General features: G+C 44.1%; 2 protein-coding genes and 2 pseudogenes. 3 read left to right on the top strand and 1 reads right to left on the bottom strand.

The annotated features are described in order from the left end of the window. Window positions 1-274: 274 nt before the first annotated feature. Both F6K38_RS40550 and F6K38_RS40545 read left to right on the top strand, forming a co-directional pair. Window positions 275-505 (top strand): annotated as a pseudogene (locus tag F6K38_RS40550) (DUF433 domain-containing protein); the annotation flags it as partial. A gap of 46 nt (window positions 506-551) precedes the next feature. Further along, on the top strand, window positions 552-893 hold the full coding sequence (locus F6K38_RS40545; protein WP_502709658.1) for a DUF5615 family PIN-like protein: 342 nt from the start codon (window positions 552-554) through the stop codon (window positions 891-893). A gap of 17 nt (window positions 894-910) precedes the next feature. Here F6K38_RS40545 and F6K38_RS40540 read toward each other — a convergent pair. Further along, window positions 911-1,468: pseudogene (locus tag F6K38_RS40540) on the bottom strand (Uma2 family endonuclease). Between F6K38_RS40540 and F6K38_RS40535 the strand changes: the two are divergent. Next, complete coding sequence (locus tag F6K38_RS40535; protein ID WP_287360499.1) at window positions 1,425-1,607, top strand: hypothetical protein; 183 nt, start codon at window positions 1,425-1,427, stop codon at window positions 1,605-1,607. The pseudogene F6K38_RS40540 and the gene F6K38_RS40535 overlap by 44 nt on opposite strands. Window positions 1,608-1,945 lie beyond the last annotated feature (338 nt).

Raw genomic sequence — 1,945 nt, 5'->3', positions numbered from 1 at the left:
CTTTCAAGGAAGCCCTAGACCATCCTTTAGTTAACATTTTGGTAGCTACCATTGAGGGATGGGGGGAGGCTTAGGGGTAAGCTATCAGTTATCAGCTATCAGTTATCAGCTATCAGCTATCAGTTATCAGCCATTCGCGTAGCGTGGCCCAAAGGCCAAGGCCAAGGCCAACAGCTGACGGCTGACCGCTGACCGCTGACCGCACCTCAAGTAGCGCATATCCTTACATATGTAAGTAAAATGGAGACAAACAAAGCAACTTTTAGACACCCTCATGAATTCAAAAACTAGCTTGATCGCTCGCATTACTCAAACCCCTGGTCAGTGTGGTGGTCGTCCCTGCATTCGAGGGATGCGAATTCGAGTTACCGATATTTTAGAAATGTTGGCTGAAAATGTTAGTGTTACTGAAATTTTAGAAGATTTCCCCGATTTGGAACTCGCAGATATTCAAGCTTGTCTACTTTTTGCTGCACGACGCACTGATTTTCCCAGACTGACAGCATTAGGTGCGCTTTCCGTTGGCGAATTAAATTCGCCACGGGTCGCACCTGAAGATTTGGATTGATGCTCAATTGCCTCCAACATTAGCAAATTGGCTGTCAACCACTTTTGGCTTAGAGGCTTTTGCTCTGCGAGACTTGGATCTTCGAGATGCTCATGATATCGAGATATTTGAAGCTGCACGATCTCAAAACGCTGTTATTATGACCAAAGATAGTGACTTCATCGATTTAGTATGTCGTTTGGGAACACCTCCTCAAATTTTGTGGCTAACCTGTGGTAACGTCACAAACCGCAACTTACGGCAATTACTAAGCGCTACTTTGCCTGATGCTTTAGAACAGTTGCAGCAAGGAGAAATGATTTTGGAAATAACCAATACTCCCTAAATTAAGATTGATACGGTCTACCCTAAGATTAACCACCCAAAAACTTCCTCAACTGTTAGTTCTAACTCTACTCCATTGAGAATCGGTAACGTAGACGTTGCTGAAAAGATTTCCAATCGTTGAGTCTGATCGATCACGATAATACTTTCTTCTTCTGGATCAATTAACCATCCTAGTTCAGTTCCGTGACGCAAACAGTGGATCAGGTTGCTGAGGACTTTGGTTTGTCTTTGGTCTGGGGAAAGAATTTCAATTGCCCAATCTGGAGGTATTTGAAAGCGGTTGGCAATTTTGCCAGTTGGTTCAATGGGGATGTTTTACCAACGAAAGACTGTGATGTCGTAAATAATTAATTGACCCCCAAAGGTACAGCGCAATTCGGGGAAAGCCTTGGCAATTTTGTTGGGATTAGCGACTCGATTGATAGCTTGACACAATTCAATTTGAAGCAGACTATGTTGGCCTTGTGGCATGGGCTTAATAACTATTTACCCATTGATAAATTATGATGGGGGTTTGGTTTCTGGGAGTTTGAGGAACTCCTCTAAGGTTAGGGCTGGAGTGGCAGTGGTCATATATAGCGGTTTTGAATTAGGTGAGGTAATTTTTTTTAGGGAGCAGGGAGCAGGCAAGAGGCAAGAGGCAAGAGGCAATAGAAAAAAAAATTGTTTACCTCGTACCTATGAAAAACGCTATAGTTTCTATGTTTATTGAGATGGTGCGTTACATTATAGTAACTTACCCTACAAGATTGCTATGGTGGGCAGTGCCTAGCAACGGGCTTTGTAAGGTTATCTGTATTAAGCACTGCCCACCCTAGGTGAACTACCTCCCGTTAATTAGCTGACGGCTGTTCGCACCTCAAGCAGCGTGGCCATTCGCGTAGCGTGGCCAACGGCCAAGGCCAAGCGTGAGCCTTTGGCTCACGGCTGATAGCTGTTCGCGCAGCACCTCAAGTAGCGCATATGCTTACATACAACCTAGAGGGGCGCTTGTCGCCCCTCTAGGAATAAATTAGATTAAATTAGAGTAAAATAAGATTTTTTTTGACA

Origin of the sequence: Moorena sp. SIO3B2 (genome assembly GCF_010692525.1) — a bacterium.
Taxonomy (GTDB): domain Bacteria; phylum Cyanobacteriota; class Cyanobacteriia; order Cyanobacteriales; family Coleofasciculaceae; genus Moorena; species Moorena producens.
Note: the sequence above shows the minus strand (reverse complement) of the source record. Positions and strands in the feature narration are given on the sequence as shown.